Source organism: Pseudomonas sp. MH9.3 (assembly GCF_034354675.1).
Taxonomy (GTDB): Bacteria; Pseudomonadota; Gammaproteobacteria; order Pseudomonadales; family Pseudomonadaceae; genus Aquipseudomonas.
The window spans coordinates 4,955,094-4,975,236 of the sequence record NZ_CP133785.1 but is presented as its reverse complement, the minus strand read 5'-3'; the positions used below and the strand labels follow the sequence as shown (position 1 = coordinate 4,975,236).

The following is a 20,143-nucleotide window of genomic DNA, read 5'->3' as shown; positions in this document are numbered from 1 at the left end:
GCGGATTCCTGCGTCATCATGGGCCACTTTTGTATGGCAGCCCAAAGGACGCCCCATGAATCTGCCTCCCCGCCAGCAACAAATCCTCGAACTGGTCCGCGAACGCGGCTATGTCAGTATCGAGGAAATGGCGCAGTTGTTCGTTGTCACCCCGCAAACCATCCGCCGCGATATCAACCAACTGGCGGATGCCAACCTGTTGCGCCGCTACCACGGCGGCGCAGCCTATGATTCCAGCGTCGAAAACACCGCCTACGCTATGCGGGCCGACCAGATGCGCGACGAGAAACTGCGCATCGGCGAAGCCATCGCCGCGCAAATCCCCGATCATGCCTCGCTGTTCATCAACATCGGCACTACCACCGAATCCATCGCCCGTGCGCTGCTCAATCACAACCACCTGAAAATCATCACCAACAACCTCAATGTCGCCACCATGCTCAGCGCCAAGGACGACTTTGACGTGCTGTTGACCGGCGGCAACGTGCGCCGTGACGGCGGCGTAGTGGGCCAGGCCAGTGTGGATTTCATCAACCAGTTCAAGGTCGACTTCGCCCTGGTGGGTATCAGTGGGATTGACGAAGACGGCAGCCTGCTGGACTTCGATTACCAGGAAGTGCGGGTGTCACAGGCGATCATCGCCAATGCACGCAAGGTAATCCTGGCGGCGGACTCCAGCAAGTTCGGGCGCAATGCCATGATTCGCCTGGGGCCGATCAGCCTGGTGGACTGTCTGGTGACCGATCAGCAGCCGGTGCCGGCGTTGGTGCAGTTGTTAAATGAGCACAAGGTCAGGCTGGAAGTGGTGTAGCGCCAGGACCGCCGCCATCGGCAGCAAGCGCCCTCCCACACTTGACCTGTTTCCAATAGAAGGAATGCGGTCAACATGTGGGAGGGAGCTTGCTCCCGGTGACAATCCGACAGTTACCTTTTTGTTAAGCCCTTCCCCAGGCGAATGTTCACAAATTTTCCCTTCCCCGTCCTTCGATGAGTTTTTTCAATCGAAGTCGACTGGCTGTGCCCGCGTTTATCAGCTACCATTTTCGCAAATGAACATTAATGTTCGAATTCCAATATGAAAAGATTGCGAGGCCAGCCGATGAACCCTTCTACCTTGCCTGCTCCACCCCTTGCCGAAGTCTATGACGTTGCCGTAATCGGTGGCGGGATCAATGGCGTCGGGATCGCAGCAGACGCAGCCGGGCGCGGTTTGTCGGTATTCCTTTGCGAAAAGGACGACCTGGCCAGCCACACCTCTTCGGCCAGCAGCAAACTGATTCATGGTGGCCTGCGCTACCTGGAACACTATGAGTTCCGTCTGGTGCGCGAAGCGCTGGCCGAACGTGAAGTACTGCTGGCCAAGGCGCCGCACATCGTCAAGCAGATGCGCTTCGTGCTACCGCACCGCCCGCACCTGCGTCCGGCGTGGATGATTCGTGCCGGTCTGTTCCTGTACGACCACCTGGGCAAGCGCGAGAAGCTCGCCGGATCCAAGAGCCTTACCTTCGGCGCCGACAGCCCGCTGAAAAGCGAAATCACCAAAGGCTTCGAATATTCCGATTGCTGGGTCGACGACGCCCGCCTGGTGGTACTCAACGCCATGGCCGCACGGGAGAAAGGTGCGCATATCCACACCCAGACCCGTTGTGTCAGCGCACACCGCAGCCAGGGTGTGTGGGAAATGAACATGGAGCGCGCCGACGGCAGTCTGTTCTCGATTCGCGCCAGGGCGCTGGTGAATGCCGCTGGCCCATGGGTCGCCAAGTTCATCCGCGACGACCTCAAGCTGGATTCGCCGTACGGCATCCGCCTGATCCAGGGCAGCCATCTGATCGTGCCCAAGCTCTATGAAGGCGCCCACGCACACATCTTGCAGAACGAAGACCAGCGCATCGTCTTCACTATTCCGTACCTGAACGACCTGACCATCATCGGCACCACCGACCGTGAATACACCGGCGATCCGGCCAAGGTGGCAGTGACCGAAGGCGAAACCGACTACATGCTCAAGGTGGTCAACGCGCACTTCAAGAAACAACTGAGCCGCGACGACATCGTCCACACCTACTCCGGCGTGCGCCCGCTGTGCAACGACGAGTCGGACAACCCGTCGGCCATCACCCGCGATTACACCCTGTCGCTGTCCGGCGGCACCGGTGAGGCGCCGATTTTGTCGGTGTTCGGCGGCAAGCTGACCACCTATCGCAAGCTGGCCGAGTCGGCCATGGCCCAGTTAGCACCTTATTTCGCGCAGATGCGCCCAAGCTGGACCGCCACCGCCAGCCTGCCGGGCGGTGAGGACATGACCACGCCGCAAGCCCTGGCAGACGCCATTCTTAAGAAATTCGACTGGGTGCCAGGCGAAATCGCCCGCCGTTGGTCCGTGACCTACGGCAGCCGCACCTGGCGTCTGCTGGAAGGCGCGCAGTCGCTGGCAGACCTGGGCGAGCACCTGGGTGGCGGCCTGTACACCCGCGAAGTCGATTACCTGTGTGCCGAAGAATGGGCGACCCAGCCACAGGATGTACTGTGGCGCCGCACCAAACTTGGCCTGTTCACCACCCCGGAAGAACAGGAAAAGCTGCAGCGTTATCTGTCCAAGGTCGAGCAAAACCGCAAGATCGAAGCCGCCTGACCTGTGTGGGAGCGAGCCTGCTCGCTCCCACACCATTCGGTTTTCCGAACGCCATCTCCCTCCCCATTCGGTTTGCCGTACTCACACCTGGCAAATCCGCTGTCACATAAAGTTAATTCCTATACAAATCAGCGCATTAATCTTTTAACCGCTGACTGGCACGACTCATGCTCTACACTTCCCAACGATTGCCCAGGGCCTCCCAGCAGCCGTTATGGGCATTCGCCGTACAAGAGAGCCGCCTATCCGGCTTCATAAAAAAAACAAATGTCGAGGAAGTAATGATGCGCATCGTTCCCCATATCCTGGGCGCAGCTATCGCTGCTGCTCTGATCAGCACTCCAGTGTTCGCCGCCGAACTCACCGGCACGCTGAAGAAAATCAACGACTCCGGCACCATCACACTCGCGCACCGCGACAGCTCCATTCCGTTTTCCTACATCGCAGATGGCTCGGGCAAACCTGTGGGCTACTCCCACGACATTCAGCTGGCTATCGTTGAAGCCCTGAAAAAAGACCTGAACAAACCCGACCTGAAGGCCAAGTACAACCTGGTCACCTCGCAAACCCGTATTCCGCTGATCCAGAACGGCACTGCGGACCTGGAATGCGGCTCCACCACCAATAACGCCGAACGCGCCCAGCAAGTCGACTTCACCACCAACATCTTCGAAATCGGCACTCGCTTGCTGGTCAAGAAAGACAAGGATGGCAAGCCGTCCTACGCTGATTTCGCCGACCTCAAAGGCAAGAACGTCGTGACCACCGCCGGCACCACGTCCGAGCGCATCATCAAAGCGATGAACGCCGACAAGCAGATGGGCATGAACGTCATCTCCGCCAAGGACCACGGCGAATCCTTCCAGATGCTCGAAAGCGGCCGCGCCGTTGCGTTCATGATGGACGACGCGCTGCTGGCCGGTGAAGAAGCCAAGGCCAAGAAGCCGGACGACTGGGTCATCACCGGTACGCCGCAATCCTTCGAAGCCTATGCCTGCATGGTTCGCAAAGGCGACCCGGCCTTCAAGAAAGCCGTGGATGACGCCATCGTCGGCCTGTTCAAATCCGGCGAGATCAACAAGATCTACAGCAAGTGGTTCGAAAGCCCGATCCCACCCAAAGGCCTGAACCTGAACTTCCCGATGAGCGAAAAGGTTAAAGAGCTGATCGCCAACCCAAGCGACAAGCCGGCGCCCGACGTAAAAATCTGACACTGAACTAACCTTATCGCCTGAGGGAGTTCACCCTCCCTCAGGCATCTGTTACTACCTGCTGGCAGTATTTTTGGAACACTCGACCTGGCGGTTTCCGAGCCGATCGCGTGTGCCTGGCGTTCAACGTCGGGCGGGAATGGACTTTCCCCAAGCGGGTGCTTGTACATCGATCGATTTCGAGGGGAGACCCTAATGAATTACAACTGGGACTGGGGCGTGTTCTTCAAGTCCACCGGCGTTGGCAGCGAGACCTATCTCGACTGGTACATCGCAGGCCTGGGCTGGACCATTGCCATCGCCGTCGTGGCATGGATTATCGCCTTGCTGCTGGGGTCCATTCTGGGCGTCATGCGCACTGTGCCAAATCGCCTCGTAGCGGGCATCGCGACCTGCTACGTCGAGCTGTTTCGCAACGTGCCGCTGCTGGTTCAGCTGTTCATCTGGTATTTCCTGATACCCGACCTGCTGCCGCAAAACCTGCAGGACTGGTACAAACAGGACCTCAACCCGACCACCTCGGCCTACCTCAGCGTCGTCGTGTGCCTGGGCCTGTTCACCGCCGCCCGTGTGTGTGAACAAGTGCGTACCGGTATCCAGGCGCTGCCACGCGGCCAGGAATCCGCGGCCCGCGCCATGGGATTCAAGCTGCCGCAGATCTACTGGAACGTGCTGCTGCCGCAGGCCTACCGCATCATCATTCCGCCGCTTACCTCCGAATTCCTCAACGTCTTCAAGAACTCCTCCGTGGCGTCCCTGATCGGCCTGATGGAACTGCTGGCGCAAACCAAACAGACCGCCGAATTCTCGGCCAACCTGTTTGAAGCCTTCACCCTGGCCACGCTGATCTACTTCACCCTGAACATGAGCCTGATGCTGCTGATGCGCGTGGTCGAGAAGAAAGTCGCCGTGCCCGGCCTGATCTCCGTGGGGGGCAAATAATGGAACTTGATTTCAGCGGTATCATCCCCGCCATCCCGGGCCTGTGGAACGGCATGCTCATGACCTTGCAGTTGATGGTCATGGGCGTCATCGGCGGCATCGCGCTGGGTACGGTGCTGGCGCTGATGCGCCTGTCGTCGAGCAAACTGCTGTCGCGTGTGGCCGGCGCCTACGTGAACTACTTCCGCTCGATCCCGCTGCTGCTGGTGATCACCTGGTTTTACCTGGCGGTGCCGTTCGTGCTGCGCTGGATCACCGGCGAAGACACACCGATTGGCGCATTCACCTCCTGCGTCGTGGCCTTCATGATGTTCGAAGCCGCGTACTTCTGCGAAATCGTGCGGGCCGGCGTGCAGTCGATCCCCAAGGGCCAGATGGCCGCCGCACAAGCGATGGGCATGACCTACGGCCAGACCATGCGCCTGATCATCCTGCCCCAGGCGTTCCGCAAGATGACCCCGTTGCTGCTGCAACAGTCGATCATCCTGTTCCAGGACACCTCGCTGGTCTACACCGTGGGCCTGGTGGACTTCCTCAACTCCGCCCGCTCCAACGGCGACATCATCGGCCGCTCCAATGAGTTCCTGATCTTCGCCGGTGTCGTCTACTTCATCATCAGCTTTTCCGCCTCGCTGCTGGTCAAGCGTCTGCAAAAAAGGTTTGCCGTATGATCTCTATCAAGAACATCAACAAGTGGTATGGCGACTTCCAGGTGCTGACCGATTGCAGCACCGAGGTTAAAAAAGGCGAAGTGATCGTGGTGTGCGGGCCGTCCGGCTCGGGCAAATCGACGCTGATCAAATGCGTGAACGCACTGGAACCGTTCCAGAAAGGCGACGTGGTCGTCGACGGCACCTCCATTGCCGACCCGAAGACCAACCTGCCCAAACTGCGCTCGCGGGTGGGCATGGTGTTCCAGCACTTCGAGCTGTTCCCGCACCTGACCATCACCGAAAACCTGACCATCGCGCAGATCAAGGTACTGGGCCGCAGCAAGGAAGAGGCCACCAAAAAGGGCCTGCAACTGCTTGAGCGGGTCGGCCTCTCGGCACACGCCCACAAACACCCGGGCCAGTTGTCCGGCGGGCAACAGCAACGTGTGGCGATTGCCCGCGCACTGGCCATGGACCCGATCGTCATGCTGTTCGACGAACCGACCTCGGCCCTTGACCCGGAAATGGTCAACGAAGTGCTCGACGTGATGGTGCAACTGGCGCAGGAAGGCATGACCATGATGTGCGTGACCCACGAAATGGGTTTCGCGCGCAAAGTGGCCGACCGCGTGATCTTCATGGACGCCGGCAAGATCATCGAAGACTGCCCGAAAGAGGAATTCTTCGGCGACATCAGCGCCCGCTCCGAACGCGCGCAGCACTTCCTCGAGAAAATCCTGCAGCACTAAGTACTCCACGGCTCCCACTGTAGAAACCGGGCCAATGTGGGAGGGGGCTTGCCCCCGATAGCGGTGGATCAGTGACAGATGTATCGACTGACAGACTGCTATCGGGAGCAAGCCCCCTCCCACACCGAACCTCACAGGCTGGCAAGCGCTGGTTGACCCAAGGCATCTGTGATGAAATGCGACCCCAACCAATTTCGCGCCGCACCGCCATCACTTGCCGTGAAACCTCGTCTGATACGCCAACTGTTCCTGCCGCCACTGGTAGTCGCCCTGATGATCGGCCTGGGTTTCATCGGCTTCTGGATCAGTGAGTACTATGGCATCCGCACCCTCAGCGACACCGGCGAGCGCCAGCTTGAGCTGCACGCACGCACGGTCGAGAGCGAATTGGGCAAATACACCTACCTGCCCAGCCTGCTGGAGCTGGAATCCAGCGTGTCCAAACTGCTGGCCGAGCCCAATCAGGAAACCCGCAAGAACGTCAACGATTACCTCGAAGGCCTGAACCGACGCAGTCGCAGTCGGGCCATCTACGTGATGGACACCACCGGCCGTGTGCTGGCCACCAGTAACTGGCGCGATGCCGACAGTTATCAGGGTGAAGACCTGTCCTTTCGCGCCTACTTCCAGAATGCCGTGCGCGGCCAGCCCGGGCGCTTCTACGGCATCGGCAGCACCAATGGCGAACCCGGCTACTACCTGGCCCACGGCCTGGAAGAGCACGGCAAGATCATTGGCGTGGCCGTGGTCAAGGTACGTCTCGAAGCCCTGGAAGAACGCTGGCAGCGCGCGCGCCTCGAAGCGTTCGTCAGCGACGAGAACGGCATCATCATCCTCTCCAGCGACCCGGCCCGGCGCCTCAAGGCCGTGCGCCCGCTGAGCGATGACACCCGCGACCGCCTGGCCCACAGCCTGCAATATTACTGGGCGACGCTGAACGAACTCGAACCCCTGGCCCGCGAACGCCTCAACGAGGTCAGCGAAAAACTGACCTTCCCGGCCAACAGCGAAGTGGTCAACGACGCCCACGAGGTGAGCTACCTGGCGCAAACCCGCCCGCTCCTCGATACGCCGTGGAACTTCACCCTGCTCACCCCGCTCAACGACCTGCGCCGCGCCGCGATCAACCAGGGCATTCTGGTGGCGGTTGCGTTCGGGCTGGTGGCATTCCTGCTGATCGCCTGGAACGAGCGACGCAAAGTGATCGCCACCCGCCTCGCCGCGCGCGAAGCCTTGCAGGAAGCCAACAGCCAGCTGGAACGGCGGATCGCCGAGCGCACCACCGACCTGCGCGCCAGCAACGAACGGCTCAAGGGCCAGATTCGCGAGCGCCGCCAAGCCGAAGAAACCCTGCGCCGCGCCCAGGATGAACTGGTACAGGCCGGCAAGCTGGCGGCCATCGGCCAGATGTCCACCAGCATCGCCCACGAACTGAACCAGCCCCTGGCCGCGCTGCGCACCTTGTCCGGCAACACCGTGCGCTTCCTTGAGCGAGGCGCGCTGGACACCGCCAGCGCCAACCTCAAGACCATCAACGAGCTGATCGACCGCATGGGCCGCATCACCGCCAGCCTGCGCTCGTTTGCCCGGCGTGGCGATGACCAGAGCCAGGCCAGCCTCAGCAAGGCGGTGGACGCTGCATTCCAGGTGCTCGGCGCGCGCCTGGACAGCCTGCCGCTGAGCGTGCACCGTGACTTCGCCGCCGTGCAGTTGCAGATCGACCAGACGCGCCTGGAGCAGATCCTGGTCAACCTGATCGGCAACGCGCTGGATGCCATGCAAGCCCAGCCGATGCCCGAACTGTGGCTCGAAGGCAGCAGCAGCGACGGCAAATACCGCCTGCGGGTGCGCGACAACGGCCACGGCGTCGACGCCGAGGCGCGCAAGCATTTGTTCGAACCGTTCTTCACCACCAAACCCGGCGAGCAGGGCCTTGGCCTTGGCCTGACCCTGTCGGCCAGCCTCGCGGCGGCCACCGGCGGCAACCTTGCCGTGGAACACCCGGCCACTGGTGGCACGGCCTTTGTCCTGAGCCTGCCGCTGGCGGGCACTCAACCCACTGAGTCGACATGAATATCACGCCCCAAGACCTCACCGTGCTGATCGTCGAAGACGACCCCCATGTGCTGCTCGGCTGCCAACAGGCGCTGGCGCTGGAAGACATTGCCAGTGTCGGCGTGGGCAGCGCCGAAGAGGCGCTCAAGCACGTCGGCGAGCACTTCGCCGGCATCGTCATCAGCGATATTCGCCTGCCGGGCATCGATGGGCTGGAACTGCTCACCCGCCTCAAGGCGCTGGATAAAAGCCTGCCGGTGGTGCTGATCACCGGGCACGGCGACATCGCCATGGCGGTCGGCGCCATGCGCAATGGCGCCTACGACTTCATGGAGAAACCCTTCTCCCCCGAACGCCTGGTCGATGTCGCCCGCCGCGCCCTGGAGCAGCGCGCTCTGGCGCGGGAGGTCTGGGCACTGCGCCGCCAACTGGCCGAGCGCGACTCGCTGGAAGGCCGCATCATCGGGCGTTCGCCAGCCATGCAGAACCTGCGCGAACTGATTGCCAATGTCGCCGACACCTCGGCCAACGTGCTGATCGAAGGCGAGACCGGCACCGGCAAGGAACTGGTCGCGCGTTGCCTGCATGACTTCAGCCGCCGCCATTCCCATCAGTTCGTCGCGCTCAACTGCGGCGGCCTGCCGGAGAATCTGTTCGAAAGCGAGATCTTCGGCCACGAAGCCAATGCCTTCACCGGCGCGGGCAAACGCCGCATCGGCAAGATCGAACACGCCCACGAAGGCACGCTGTTCCTCGATGAAGTGGAAAGCATGCCGATCAACCTGCAGATCAAGTTGCTGCGGGTGTTGCAGGAACGCACCCTCGAACGCCTGGGCTCGAACCAGAGCGTGGCGGTGGACTGCCGGGTGATCGCCGCCACCAAGTCCGACCTCGACGAACTGAGCCGCGCCAGCCTGTTCCGCAGCGACCTGTATTACCGGCTCAACGTGGTCACCCTGGAACTGCCGCCGCTGCGCGAGCGTCGCGAAGACATCCTGCAACTGTTCGAACACTTTTTGCAGCAGTCATCCCTGCGCTTCGACCGCAGCGTGCCTGACCTCGACAACCAGACCCTGTCGAGCCTGATGAGCCACGACTGGCCGGGCAATGTGCGCGAACTGCGCAACGTCGCCGAACGCTTCGCCCTCGGTCTTCCGGCCTTCAAAAAGTCCGGCGCGGGCGGCAGCACCCATGGGCTGGCCTTCACCGAAGCGGTGGAGGCCTTCGAGCGCAACCTGCTCGCCGATGCCCTGCAGCGCAGCGGCGGCAACCTGACCCAGGCCAGCCAGGAACTGGGGATGGCCAAGACCACGCTGTTCGACAAAGTCAAAAAATACGGGTTGAGCCACTGATGGACCTACTGTTGAAGGCCGCCCTGGGCGCGGCGGTGGTGTTGATACTCGCCGCGCTGGCCAAGACCCGAAACTATTACATCGCAGGCTTGGTGCCACTGTTCCCGACCTTTGCGCTGATCGCCCACTACATCGTCGGCAAGGGCCGGTCGGTGGACGACTTGAAGACCACCATCCTGTTCGGGATGTGGTCGATCATTCCGTATTTTGTGTACCTGGCGACGCTGTATGTGATGGTCGACCGAATGCGCCTTGAAGCCTCGCTGGCCGTCGCCACTGTCGCCTGGCTGATGGCGGCAACGCTGCTGGTGAGCGTATGGGTCAGGGTTCACACCTGACACACTGCCGCTCCCACAGAAAATCCCTCTCAGCGCACTATTTTGTCCACTTGAATCCCCAGCTTCTTCAGCCGATACCAGAAGCTCCTTTCGGAAATCCCGATCTTCGCCGCGGCTGCGGCCTGCACGCCGTTGCTCTCCTGCAGCGCCGCCAGAATGTAGCCCTTCTCCACCTCCGCCAGCGCCGCATCCAGATCCTGGGGCACGTCCGGGGCGTCGCTGCGCAGCACCGTCTCGGTCGGCCTTGAGGCATACAGGTAACCCGGCAGGTCGATATCTTCGATCACAGGCGATGCCGCCACGATCGTCGCCCGCTCGACGCAGTTCTGCAGCTCACGAATATTGCCCGGCCAGTGATACGCCGCCATCGCCTGCAACGCTTCGGGGCTGAAGCCGGTGATACGTTTGCCGGCCGTCGCGCTGATGGTGTGGGCAAAGTGGCGGGCCAGCGGCACGATGTCTTCTGCGCGGTCGCGCAGCGCCGGCAGCGGAATCGGGAAGACGTTGAGGCGGTAATACAGGTCTTCGCGAAACTCTTTCCTGGCCACCGCCTCCAGCAGGTTTTTATTGGTGGCGGCAATCACCCGCACATCCACCTTGCGCTCGCGCGGATCGCCCACCGGCTCGATCACCCGCTCCTGCAAGGCACGCAGGATCTTGGCCTGCAACGCCAGGGGCATGTCGCCCACTTCGTCGAGAAACAGCGTGCCCTTGTCGGCCTGCATGAACCGCCCAACCCGGTCCGCCACGGCGCCGGTGAAGGCGCCCTTGCGGTGGCCGAACATCTCGCTTTCCAGCAGGCCTTCGGGAATGGCCGCGCAATTGACTGCCACGAAGGGCTTGTCCGCACGGCTGCCATGCTTGTGGATGGCGCGGGCGACCATTTCCTTGCCGGTGCCGCTTTCGCCGGTCAGCAGGATGGTCGCGGTGCTGTCGCGCACCGAATCCACCGCTTGCAGCACCTGGCGAAACGCCGGGCTGTCGCCCACCAGGCTGTCGAACTGGGCGTGTTCGTCCAGCTCGGCGCGCAGGCGTGCGTTGTCGCGAGTGATGTCGCGAAACTGCAGGGCCTTGGCCACGGTGATATCCAGCTCGTCGATATCGAACGGCTTGGCGATGTAGTCGTAGGCGCCGTTGCGCATCGACTGCACGGCATTTTTGACGGTGCTGTAGGCAGTCATCACGATCACCGGCACCTGCGGGTAGCGCACACGGATTTCGGCCAGCAGCGCCGGCCCGTCCATGCCCGGCATGCGCCAGTCACTGATCACCAGGTCAATGTCTTCCTGTTCCAATACCTTGAGCGCGTGCAGGCCGTTGCCCGCAGTGAACACCTGGATGCCGCTCTGGCTGAGGGCGGATGACAGCAGGTCACAGAGCTTGGGCTCGTCGTCGACCACCAATACGTTATGCGTCATGACCTTCCTCATCGTCGCCGTCGTCTTCACCGTCAGCCGGAATGTACAGGCTGAAGGTGGCGCCGGCATCTTTCTCGCTGGTGCACTCGATGCTGCCGTCGTGACTTTCCATGATCGAATAGACTTTGGCCAGGCCCAGGCCCGTGCCCGACGCCTTGGTGGTGACAAAGGGTGTGAAGATGCGCTCGATCATCTCCGCCGCAATGCCCTGGCCGGTGTCGGCGATGCTGATCACCGTATTGCTGCCCTGGCTGCGAATGCCCAGCGTCAGGCGGCCTCCGTCGGGCATCGCGTCGATGGCGTTGAGGATCAGATTGAGGCAGGCCTGCTTGAGCTGCTTGGCATCGGCATACAGGGTCGCACCGGGCGCCTGGTCGTCGATGCGCGCATCAATGTTGTGGGTGGTCAGTTCCGGGCTGCAAAAACCGAGGATTTCCTCCACCAGCGGGCGTGCCGCCTGCTGCACCCGCAGCGGCGGGTTGGGCTTGGCGAAATCGAGAAACTCGGTAATCAACTCGTTGATACGGCTGACTTCGTTGATCACGTATTCCAGGTGGCGCTTGTCGCTGTCCGGCAGGTCGACGCGGCGGTGCAGCAGTTGGGTGGCGGTCTTGATGATGCCCAGCGGGTTGCGGATTTCGTGGGCCAGGCCCATGGCAACCTCGCCCAGGGCATGCAGCCGGTCGCGCCGGCGCAACTGGGCTTCGAGGTGATGCAGCTCGCCCAGGCGCTCGGTCATGTGGTTGAAGGTGCTGCTCAATTGCGCCAGTTCGTCACCGCCGCTGGCCCGCACCCGGTGCTGATAATCCCCCGCGATCACGGCATCGACGCCCTCGGACAGGTCGCGCAGCGGCCGGGTCAGGCGCCGCGACACCAGCACACCGGCAGCCAGCGACAGCGCCGAACTCAGCAGGAAAATCAGCACGAACAAATTGCTCTGATTGACCAGCCCCACCAGGCTGGTGTGGCGCAGCAAGCCGCTGAAGATCACGCCCTGCAGTTCGCCGGCATCATTGAAGATCGGCCAGTACAAACCGCTGTAGTTGCTGGTGAACTGCTCGCTCGGCTGGCGGCTGGCACGCATGGCCGTTTCGATATTTGCCGGGATGCGCAACGGATGATCGTCGAAACGCTGGGTCGAGAATATTTCCGAAAAACCCTCGGGGTTGGCCAGGTACAGGCGCAGGTCGAGGGAATGCACGTCGGCCACGCTGGTGAGGAAACTGCTGTCCAGGTAGGTGGCCACCAGCAGCTGGTAGTCCACGCCATCGCGGTTGGTTTCGAAGGTCGACACCACCAGGCCGGTCATCACGCCGGCCACCTTGACGGTTTGCAGGACCGCTTTGCTGGTGAGGTTGATCTGCTTGACCACGTCTTCGGACGCGGTACTGAACACCACCTTCTGATCGCTGCTGCGGATCAGCGCGACCACATCGATATCGGTGGCATCGGCGATGTCGGCGGTCAGCCGGTCGTGCCGCGCCGCCTGCGGGCTCGACGGCGGGCTGGTGTAGCGCAGGAACAGCTTGGCCATGCGCGCGTTGTCGTGGAGGATATCGCCAATCTCGTCCTTGACGATCTTGGTCGACTCCTGCAGCCAGATGCGCACGTTGCTGTCGAAAATCTGCGACAGCGTGGTCGCGGCCAGTTCGGCGGCGATCATCGTTGGAATAACGCTGACCAGCCAGAACGCCAACACCAGCTTGCGCTGGACACTCCAGCGCGAAATGGCAAATGGACGGGCTTTCTGGCGGGTCTTGTTGATCATCAGGTTTCGCTTATCACGGCAGCCATGGCAGGGTCGGAACGGTCCGGTCGAAGAAACGCTTTCACCAGGTTGAGCAGCACGTTGACCACCCGGTTGCGATGGCGAAAGAACAAATGCCTGCCCTGGAACTCGCAACCCAGGCGCAGTTTACTGGCATAGCCTTCCTGACCGCACTCATAGAGCGGGATCCGGTGCGCAATACAATAGTCGACATTGGTCAGCCAACTGCGAAAGTACAGGTTGTACTCGCGACCGAACGCGCTGTCATGCCCGAAAAACTTGTCGATCAGCCGATGCTCGTCCACCAGGATCAGGTTGAACGCCACCAGGTGTTCGCCCACCCAATACAGCACACACACCGCACGCCCCTGCATCCGTTCGAGCAGCCCGGTGAAGTAGCTGGCCGGCAGGCGCTCGAATTGCAGGTCGGCGCGGCTGAGCGTGGCATCGTACAGGCGCATGACCTCGGGCAGCACATCATCGATGTTACGCCGCCACTCCAGGCGCGGCCCCGGCGCCCGCAGTTTGCGGCGCAGGTCCTTGCGGGTCGACTTGCACAACGAGCCGAGGTAGGCGTCCACCGAGCCGTAGGGCACCTTCAACACGCCGCCGGGCAGGCCCGGCATGCTTTTGAAACCTGCGCTGCGGCAACTCGCGGCCCACTGCGAGTCCTGTGAGGCAACGTCCTTGACTGCCACCAGGCTGATACCGAATTCACTGGCATCCTGGCGCGCGGCCTTGATCAACTGCTTGAGCAACAGCGGGCGCCTTGCCGGCGGCACGCGGCTGGCAATGCCTGCATCACAGTGCTCGGCCATCGGCGAACCGATGGCGTACAGCGGCAGTTGCAAAACACCCGGCCACAGTCGCTCCAGGCGTTCGGTAAAACGCTTGCCGGCGCCCGATACCGTGGTGTCGAGGCGATAACGGGTGATGAATGCGGCCGCCACCGCCACCAGCGTGCCGTCCTCATAGACCGCCAGGTAGCGCCATGTGAAATCGGCGATGGCGGCGTTCTCCACCACCACGTAATAGTCCCAATCCTCCAGCGCACCCGGAAAACAGTCGTTCCAGGCACTGCGCTGGATGGCCCGGATGGTCGAGAAGGCTTGCGTGGTGATCACGGATTTCCCTTATTTGTGTACTGAGCACCGAACCCATGTGGGCGCTGGCTTGCCTGTGATACAGGCCCCTCGGTGGATCAGGCAGACCGCCGTGATGCAATCGCAGGCAAGCCAGCTCCCCCATTGACCACGGTGGTGTTTATCGTCGTGTGTTGCTCAACGAACCGGGCACTCAACTCGATCACCCGCCGGTATTGCAGGTCGACGGTGATCATGTGGTAGCAGTTGTCCAGCAGGATCTTGGTCACCGGGCCGCCGAGGTGACGCTCCACGTAGTCGGCGTTCCAGCGGCTGGTGATGTCGTCCTCGATGGAATGCAGCACCAGCGCCGGCACCTTGACCTCGCGCATGCGTTTTTTGACCACGGCGTTCATGCGGTGCAGCTCGCGCACCGTGATGCCCTCCATGGTCAACAGGCCGGCCTCACTGCTCTCCCCTTCTTTCATCTGGCGTTCAACAACGGCCCGCAGGCGCTCGTTCTTGATGCCGTACGGCGGCTTCTCTTCGAAGCGGCAGACATGCACGCCGAACGGAATCTTCATCAGCAACGGCGACAGAAACGCCAGCTTGCTGATGCTCCAGCCGTCGTACTTCAGGGTCGTGGAATACATCAACAGGCCGGCCACCTGCCCTGGGTGCTCGGCGGCCACGTACATCGACATCACCGCGCCCATGGACAGGCCGCCGACAAACACCTGCGCATGCCGCTGTCTGATCTGTACGAAAGCCTTGCGCACACCTTCGTACCAGTCACGCCAGCCGGTGGCCTGCAGGTCGCTGTTGTCACCGCAGTGCCCGGCCAGGGTCGGCACGTACACCGTGCAATGACCGGCCTTGACCAGGCCCTTTGCGACCTGGCGCAATTCCGTCGGGGTGCCGGTCAGGCCGTGGATCAACAGGATCCCGACCGGACCTTCACCGAGAACGAAGCCGGCAGTACCTTCGCCGAGGTCGATCCCTGCGCCGTTCACCGCTGGGTTGCCCGCACCAGCAGTTGCTCGAGCAGCTTGAGGCCCAGGTCGATTTCCGGGTAGCTGATTTCCAGCGACGGTGCCAGGGTGATCACGTTCTTGTAGTAGCCGCCCACGTCGAGAATCAAACCGAGTTTGCGGCCGTCCACCACCATGTCGCCCTTCATGCCTTCCTCGACCATGTAGTCCAGGGTCGCCTTGTCCGGGGTGAAGCCATCCGGGCCGCAGATTTCGCAGCGCAGCGCCAGGCCCAGGCCATCGACGTCGCCGATGATCGGGAAACGTTTCTGCAAGTCCTGCAAGCCTTCGAGGAAGTATTTGCCCTTGTTCATGACCATGGCGCCGTAGTCGACTTCATTGGTCATCTTGAACATTTCCAGACCCACCGCCGTGCCCAGCGGGTTGGAGGCGAAGGTGGAGTGCGTGGAGCCCGGCGGGAAGATCTTCGGGTTGATCAACTCTTCACGGGCCCAGATGCCGCCCAGCGGGTTGAGGCCGTTGGTCAGCGCCTTGCCGAACACGATCACGTCCGGCTGCACGTCGAAGTGCTCGATGGACCACAGTTTGCCGGTGCGGTAGAAGCCCATCTGGATTTCGTCGGACACCATGAGGATGCCGTGCTGATCCAGCACATGCTTGAGCTCGCGGTAGAAGTTCATCGGCGGGATTACGTAGCCGCCGGTGCCCTGGATCGGCTCGACGTAGAACGCGGCGTATTCGCACTGGTTGGTTTTCGGGTCCCAGACCCCGTTGTATTCGGTCTCGAACAAACGCGCGAATTGCTGCACGCAGTGGCTGCCGTACTCTTCCTTGGTCATGCCCTTGGGGCCACGGAAGTGGTAAGGGAACGGGATGAAGTTGGCGCGTTCGCCAAAATGACCGTAGCGTCGACGGTAGCGGAAGCTGGAGGTGATCGACGAGGCGCCGAGGGTGCGCCCGTGGTAGCCGCCTTCGAAGGCGAACATCAGGCTTTTGCCGTTGGAGGCGTTACGCACCACTTTCAACGAGTCTTCGATGGACTGCGAGCCACCGACATTGAAGTGCACGCGACCGTCGAGGCCGAACTTCTTCTTGGCGTCGACCGCGATCATTTCCGACAGCTCGATCTTGCCCTTGTGCAGGTACTGGCTGGCGATTTGCGGCAGGGTGTCGATCTGTTGCTTCAACGCATTGTTCAAGCGTGGGTTGGCGTAGCCGAAGTTCACTGCCGAGTACCACATCTGCAGGTCGAGGTAGGCCTGGTCTTCGGTGTCCCACACGTAGGAGCCTTCGCAACGGCTGAAGATGCGCGGCGGCTCGATGTAGTGAACGGTGTCGCCGTAGGAGCAGTACTTGGCTTCTTTATCCAGAAGGATCTGGTCTTCGGCGGTGGCGATACGGATATCAGACATGGTGGAAGAGTTCCTGGTTGTCGGCAGCAGTAAAGGAGGTGGCGTTGGCCGCGATGCCCTGGGGCAATTGCGCGAGCAAGGCGGGCATTTCGGCAAAAGTGTCGAAACGCGCATGGGGAATGTGGTGGGCGACGCAGTAGTCGGCGAGGCTGCCTTTGGCAAACACGAAGTCGGCGGTGGCGGCCACGCACATGTCCGACTTGCCGTCGCCGATCACCAGCACGCGCTTGTTGCCCGGCGTGGACTTGCACTTGCAGTTGCCGGAGGCGGCACGGCAGGCGTCGCTTGCATAAGGAAAGTCGATGCGCCAGCTGTTCTGGTCGACCTGGCGCAGGCGGTTGGCGAGGATCGGCAGCAAGGTCACGTAGTTGCGCGACAGGATGCGGGCGATGCCCTGCTCGATGCCGTCGCTGACCACTTCGAGGGTCGCGCCCAGGCCCATGACGTGATCGACGAAATCCGGGAAGTCCGGGTCGATCTCGACACTGTCGAAGTACGCCAGCAGCTCGGCGGGCGTGGCCTTGATCAGCGCCAGTTGGCGGCTCAGGCATTCGCGTGAACCGATGTGTCCGTCCAGCCATTCCTGTTCGATGGTTTCCCACTCGGGCCCGGCGAAGCGTTGGAGGACGTTGTCGATGACGTCGGTGGGGGTGATGGTCCCGTCGAAGTCACACACGATATGCCAGTGAATCATCTGCGTCGTACCTTGTGAGAGCGCGCTCTGTGCGCTTGCACCAGGGATAGAGCAGGGAGTGTGCCAAGTGGATAAAACCCAACGGAACCGGGCTTTCGGCGGATTCTGGCGAGGGTTTTGTACCCGGCAAGCTACAATTTTTGTAGCTTGCTACAAACAAGATGAGTGCTTGCGCCGGAGCAGCCCTTCGCGCGTGAATGCGCGCATGTTCCGATCAAGGAGTGCGCACCATGCGCCAGGTTACGACGGCTGTACTGGCCGGTTTATCGTGGGTGTTTTCCAGCGCGGTGCTGGCCGCCGGCATCAGCGGAGAAGTCGGCGCGGGCCTCGCCTATCAGCCCCACGACCCGAGCGGCAACCACTACGAAGCGCGCCCCATCCCCTACTTCGACCTGGACTGGGGCACACTCAGCCTGGACACCGATGACGGCCTGACCTGGCGCGCACTCAACAGCCAGGGCATCAGCGCCGGCCCCTATATCAATTACCTGCAGGGCCGGGAAAGCAATGGACCGTTGCGCGGCCTGCACGATGTGCCGGACATGGCCGAAATCGGCGGCTTCGTCCAGTACGCCCCGGCCGATTTCTGGCGCGTGTATGCGCAAGTGGGCCAGGCCGTCGGCGGCGGTAACGAACAGGGTGGCGTGCTCGGCAAGCTCGGCGGCGAGCTGGGCTACCCGCTGGGCGGCGTCATCGGCAGCACCGGCCTGATGGCGCACTTTGCCGACGCGCGTCAGACCCAGACCTTTTTCGGCGTGGATGCCAGGGAGTCGGCCGCTTCCGGGATCCGCGCCTATAACGCCAGCGCGGGGTTCCAGAACCTCACGCTGACCCAGAGCTTCGAATTTCCCCTGGCCGCACACTGGTCGCTGCTGACCAGCGCCAGCTGGGTGCACCTGGTCGGCTCGGCGGCCAACAGCAGCCTCGTCAAGCAAGCCGGTCATGTCGACCAGGGCCAGTTGCAGACGGCGATCAGCTATAAATTCGACTGACCGCCGCCCAAAGGCTCAGCCCTTGGCTTCCTGGATGATCTGGCGAATCGCCCCGACGAAGGCTTCGGCCGGCTGGCCGCCGCTGACGGCGTACTGGTCGTTGAACACGATGGTCGGCACCGAGGTCACGCCACGGGAGATCCACAGCTGCTCCTGCTCGCACACCTCGGCGGCGTACTCGTCGCTGGCGAGAATCTCGGCGGCGCGCTGCACGTCCAGGCCGACGCTCTCGGCGATGATCGCCAGGGTGGCGTGGTCGGACGGGTCCTGGCCATCGCTGAAGTAAGCCTTGAACAGCGCCTCCTTGAGGTTGTACTGCAAGCCTTCAAGGCCGGCCCAATGCAGCAGGCGGTGGGCGTCGAAGGTGTTGTAGATACGGCTCTGGCCATCGGTGCGAAAGGCAAAACCCAACGCGGCGCCCATGTCGCGGATACGCGCGCGATTGGCCTGGGACTCTTCGGCACTGGAGCCGTATTTTTCAGTGATGTGTTCGACGATGTTCTGCCCGATGGCAGGCATGTTCGGATTGAGTTCGAACGGCTGGAAATGGATCTCGGCCTGCACCTCGGTGCCGAGCTGGTCCAGTGCTTCGGTCAGGCCGCGCAGGCCGATGATGCACCAGGGGCAGGACACGTCACTGACGAAATCGATTTTCAGGGGAGTACTCATGGCAGGCAACCTCGCTGGCAAAATGTGCCGGAAAGGCTGCACGATACACCAATGTCACAACACCTTCGAAGGCGCCACCGCATCGATCTGCGCCCAGTGCGCCGCATCCTCGCGGTGGGCTTGCAGGTACGGCAGCACCGCCGCCAGCAACGGCGCCTTGAACGCTTCCTGGAAACGATGGGCCAGGCCTGGAATCAGCTTCAACTGGCTGCCCTGGATATGCGCGGCCAGGTGGATGCCGTGCATCACCGGCAACAGCGGGTCGGCGGTGCCGTGCACCACCAGCGTTGGCACGCGCAGTTGGTTGAGCAACGGCACGCGGCTCGGTTCGGCGAGGATCGCCATGATCTGGCGCTTCACGCCGTCCGGGTTGAAGGCACGGTCGTAGGACAGCGCCGCCTGATGCAGCAACACCTGGCGATCGTCCTTCACGTTCGGGCTGCCCAGGGCCGCGAGCAGGTCCGCCTGCTGCTCCAGCGCCACTTCGCGGTTGGGCGCGCTGCGCCGCGCCAGCAATTGCACCAGGGCCGCGTTCGGCGCAGGCAGGCCTTCGGCGCCGGAGCTGGTCATGATCAGCGTGAGGCTTTCCACCCGTTGCGGCGCCATGGCCGCCAGGTGCTGGGCGATCATGCCGCCCATGCTCGCGCCGAGTACGTGAAATTGCTGGACCTGCAAAGCGTCCATCAGGCCCAGGGCGTCATCGGCCATGTCGGTCAGCGTATAAGGCGCCGACACCGGCAGGCCGAGCTTGTAGCGCAGCACCTCGAAGGTCAGGTTGGCGTTGGCCGGCGCCTGGCGCCAGGTGGACAGGCCGACGTCACGGTTGTCATAACGGATCACCCGAAAGCCTTGCTCGCACAAGGCGACCACCACTTCGTCAGGCCAGTGGATCAACTGCCCGCCCAGGCCCATCACCAGCAGCAAGGCAGGGTCGGACGCACGGCCGATGCTCTGGTAGGCAATGCTCACCTGCGCCAGGTCGACAGTTTGGGTCGGGACATTGACATCGCATCGAGACGCCGCAAAAGACGGCAGGCCGAATAAAAGAGCGGCCAGTAAAAGCAACACACGCATGGAAAACACCGAAACGCAGAACCCCAGTAGAGCGCGAGTCTGATGAAGTTTGTTCAAGCGCGCTGCCACAGTTGCATGACAGTTTGATGAAGAGTGCCCAGCGGTCA

The 20,143-nt window shown here is 62.1% G+C and carries 18 protein-coding genes; 10 read left to right on the top strand and 8 right to left on the bottom strand.

The features are described from left to right. Positions 1-55 precede the first annotated feature (55 nt). From RHM60_RS22055 to RHM60_RS22015, 9 genes are all read left to right on the top strand, one after another. Positions 56-811 carry a DeoR/GlpR family transcriptional regulator gene (locus RHM60_RS22055; RefSeq protein ID WP_209989253.1) on the top strand — a complete coding sequence of 252 codons (756 nt, stop codon included), beginning with the start codon at positions 56-58 and terminating at the stop codon, positions 809-811. Between the two features lie 288 nt (positions 812-1,099). Further along, positions 1,100-2,635, top strand: coding sequence for a glycerol-3-phosphate dehydrogenase (glpD, locus tag RHM60_RS22050; RefSeq protein ID WP_322214656.1), 1,536 nt, complete (start codon positions 1,100-1,102; stop codon positions 2,633-2,635). A gap of 284 nt (positions 2,636-2,919) precedes the next feature. Beyond that, positions 2,920-3,846, top strand: coding sequence for a glutamate/aspartate ABC transporter substrate-binding protein (locus RHM60_RS22045; RefSeq protein ID WP_322212795.1), 927 nt, complete (start codon positions 2,920-2,922; stop codon positions 3,844-3,846). Between the two features lie 195 nt (positions 3,847-4,041). Then, positions 4,042-4,788: an amino acid ABC transporter permease gene (locus RHM60_RS22040; RefSeq protein WP_053133475.1), complete on the top strand. Its 747-nt coding sequence runs from the start codon at positions 4,042-4,044 to the stop codon at positions 4,786-4,788. Further along, positions 4,788-5,459 carry an amino acid ABC transporter permease gene (locus tag RHM60_RS22035; RefSeq protein ID WP_053133478.1) on the top strand — a complete coding sequence of 224 codons (672 nt, stop codon included), beginning with the start codon at positions 4,788-4,790 and terminating at the stop codon, positions 5,457-5,459. The genes RHM60_RS22040 and RHM60_RS22035 overlap by 1 nt, the downstream gene beginning before the upstream one ends. Then, positions 5,456-6,190: an amino acid ABC transporter ATP-binding protein gene (locus RHM60_RS22030; RefSeq protein ID WP_003208734.1), complete on the top strand. Its 735-nt coding sequence runs from the start codon at positions 5,456-5,458 to the stop codon at positions 6,188-6,190. The genes RHM60_RS22035 and RHM60_RS22030 overlap by 4 nt, the downstream gene beginning before the upstream one ends. Before the next feature lie 171 nt (positions 6,191-6,361). Further along, the gene (locus tag RHM60_RS22025) at positions 6,362-8,263 is read left to right on the top strand and encodes a sensor histidine kinase (RefSeq protein ID WP_322212794.1); all 1,902 of its coding nucleotides are present in this window, start codon (positions 6,362-6,364) and stop codon (positions 8,261-8,263) included. 53 nt (positions 8,264-8,316) lie between these two features. Beyond that, positions 8,317-9,597, top strand: coding sequence for a sigma-54-dependent transcriptional regulator (locus RHM60_RS22020; protein WP_231423673.1), 1,281 nt, complete (start codon positions 8,317-8,319; stop codon positions 9,595-9,597). Positions 9,598-9,605: 8 nt separating this feature from the next. Beyond that, positions 9,606-9,935 carry a GlpM family protein gene (locus RHM60_RS22015; protein ID WP_173670288.1) on the top strand — a complete coding sequence of 110 codons (330 nt, stop codon included), beginning with the start codon at positions 9,606-9,608 and terminating at the stop codon, positions 9,933-9,935. A 29-nt stretch (positions 9,936-9,964) separates the two neighbouring features. On the opposite strand, the gene RHM60_RS22010 is transcribed toward RHM60_RS22015, so the two are convergent. From RHM60_RS22010 to RHM60_RS21985, 6 genes are all read right to left on the bottom strand, one after another. Further along, positions 9,965-11,353 (bottom strand): sigma-54 dependent transcriptional regulator, encoded by a 1,389-nt coding sequence (locus RHM60_RS22010; RefSeq protein ID WP_322212792.1) that lies wholly within the window; start codon positions 11,351-11,353, stop codon positions 9,965-9,967. Further along, the gene (locus RHM60_RS22005; RefSeq protein ID WP_209989229.1) at positions 11,343-13,121 is read right to left on the bottom strand and encodes a sensor histidine kinase; all 1,779 of its coding nucleotides are present in this window, start codon (positions 13,119-13,121) and stop codon (positions 11,343-11,345) included. The genes RHM60_RS22010 and RHM60_RS22005 overlap by 11 nt, the downstream gene beginning before the upstream one ends. Next, a complete protein-coding gene (locus RHM60_RS22000; protein WP_231423655.1) occupies positions 13,121-14,245 on the bottom strand; it encodes a GNAT family N-acetyltransferase in 1,125 nt (374 codons plus the stop codon). Before RHM60_RS22000 ends, RHM60_RS22005 begins: the two co-directional genes overlap by 1 nt. Before the next feature lie 77 nt (positions 14,246-14,322). Next, complete coding sequence (locus RHM60_RS21995; RefSeq protein WP_209989222.1) at positions 14,323-15,216, bottom strand: alpha/beta hydrolase; 894 nt, start codon at positions 15,214-15,216, stop codon at positions 14,323-14,325. Beyond that, a complete protein-coding gene (locus RHM60_RS21990) occupies positions 15,213-16,607 on the bottom strand; it encodes an aspartate aminotransferase family protein (RefSeq protein WP_209989219.1) in 1,395 nt (464 codons plus the stop codon). The genes RHM60_RS21995 and RHM60_RS21990 overlap by 4 nt, the downstream gene beginning before the upstream one ends. Further along, positions 16,600-17,301 carry an MtnX-like HAD-IB family phosphatase gene (locus RHM60_RS21985; RefSeq protein WP_209989216.1) on the bottom strand — a complete coding sequence of 234 codons (702 nt, stop codon included), beginning with the start codon at positions 17,299-17,301 and terminating at the stop codon, positions 16,600-16,602. Before RHM60_RS21985 ends, RHM60_RS21990 begins: the two co-directional genes overlap by 8 nt. 230 nt (positions 17,302-17,531) lie before the next feature. Between RHM60_RS21985 and RHM60_RS21980 the strand changes: the two genes are divergently transcribed. Beyond that, positions 17,532-18,293, top strand: coding sequence for a MipA/OmpV family protein (locus RHM60_RS21980; RefSeq protein WP_322212791.1), 762 nt, complete (start codon positions 17,532-17,534; stop codon positions 18,291-18,293). Positions 18,294-18,308: 15 nt separating this feature from the next. Here RHM60_RS21980 and RHM60_RS21975 read toward each other — a convergent pair whose 3' ends face one another. Then, positions 18,309-18,962: a DsbA family oxidoreductase gene (locus RHM60_RS21975; protein ID WP_322212790.1), complete on the bottom strand. Its 654-nt coding sequence runs from the start codon at positions 18,960-18,962 to the stop codon at positions 18,309-18,311. Between the two features lie 54 nt (positions 18,963-19,016). Continuing rightward, positions 19,017-20,036: an alpha/beta fold hydrolase gene (locus RHM60_RS21970; RefSeq protein WP_209989207.1), complete on the bottom strand. Its 1,020-nt coding sequence runs from the start codon at positions 20,034-20,036 to the stop codon at positions 19,017-19,019. Positions 20,037-20,143 lie beyond the last annotated feature (107 nt).

Excerpts from the sequence above, each read along its gene's own strand:
- RHM60_RS21980 (WP_322212791.1), top strand. The coding sequence starts at position 17,532 with ATGCGCCAGGTTACGACGGCTGTACTGGCCGGTTTATCGTGGGTGTTT.
- RHM60_RS21990 (WP_209989219.1), bottom strand. The coding sequence starts at position 16,607 with ATGTCTGATATCCGTATCGCCACCGCCGAAGACCAGATCCTTCTGGAT.
- RHM60_RS22055 (WP_209989253.1), top strand. The coding sequence starts at position 56 with ATGAATCTGCCTCCCCGCCAGCAACAAATCCTCGAACTGGTCCGCGAA.
- RHM60_RS22035 (WP_053133478.1), top strand. The coding sequence starts at position 4,788 with ATGGAACTTGATTTCAGCGGTATCATCCCCGCCATCCCGGGCCTGTGG.
- RHM60_RS21975 (WP_322212790.1), bottom strand. The coding sequence starts at position 18,962 with ATGAGTACTCCCCTGAAAATCGATTTCGTCAGTGACGTGTCCTGCCCC.
- RHM60_RS21970 (WP_209989207.1), bottom strand. The coding sequence starts at position 20,036 with ATGCGTGTGTTGCTTTTACTGGCCGCTCTTTTATTCGGCCTGCCGTCT.
- RHM60_RS22040 (WP_053133475.1), top strand. The coding sequence starts at position 4,042 with ATGAATTACAACTGGGACTGGGGCGTGTTCTTCAAGTCCACCGGCGTT.
- glpD (WP_322214656.1), top strand. The coding sequence starts at position 1,100 with ATGAACCCTTCTACCTTGCCTGCTCCACCCCTTGCCGAAGTCTATGAC.
- RHM60_RS22030 (WP_003208734.1), top strand. The coding sequence starts at position 5,456 with ATGATCTCTATCAAGAACATCAACAAGTGGTATGGCGACTTCCAGGTG.
- RHM60_RS21985 (WP_209989216.1), bottom strand. The coding sequence starts at position 17,301 with ATGATTCACTGGCATATCGTGTGTGACTTCGACGGGACCATCACCCCC.
- RHM60_RS22005 (WP_209989229.1), bottom strand. The coding sequence starts at position 13,121 with ATGATCAACAAGACCCGCCAGAAAGCCCGTCCATTTGCCATTTCGCGC.
- RHM60_RS22010 (WP_322212792.1), bottom strand. The coding sequence starts at position 11,353 with ATGACGCATAACGTATTGGTGGTCGACGACGAGCCCAAGCTCTGTGAC.
- RHM60_RS22045 (WP_322212795.1), top strand. The coding sequence starts at position 2,920 with ATGCGCATCGTTCCCCATATCCTGGGCGCAGCTATCGCTGCTGCTCTG.
- RHM60_RS22025 (WP_322212794.1), top strand. The coding sequence starts at position 6,362 with ATGAAATGCGACCCCAACCAATTTCGCGCCGCACCGCCATCACTTGCC.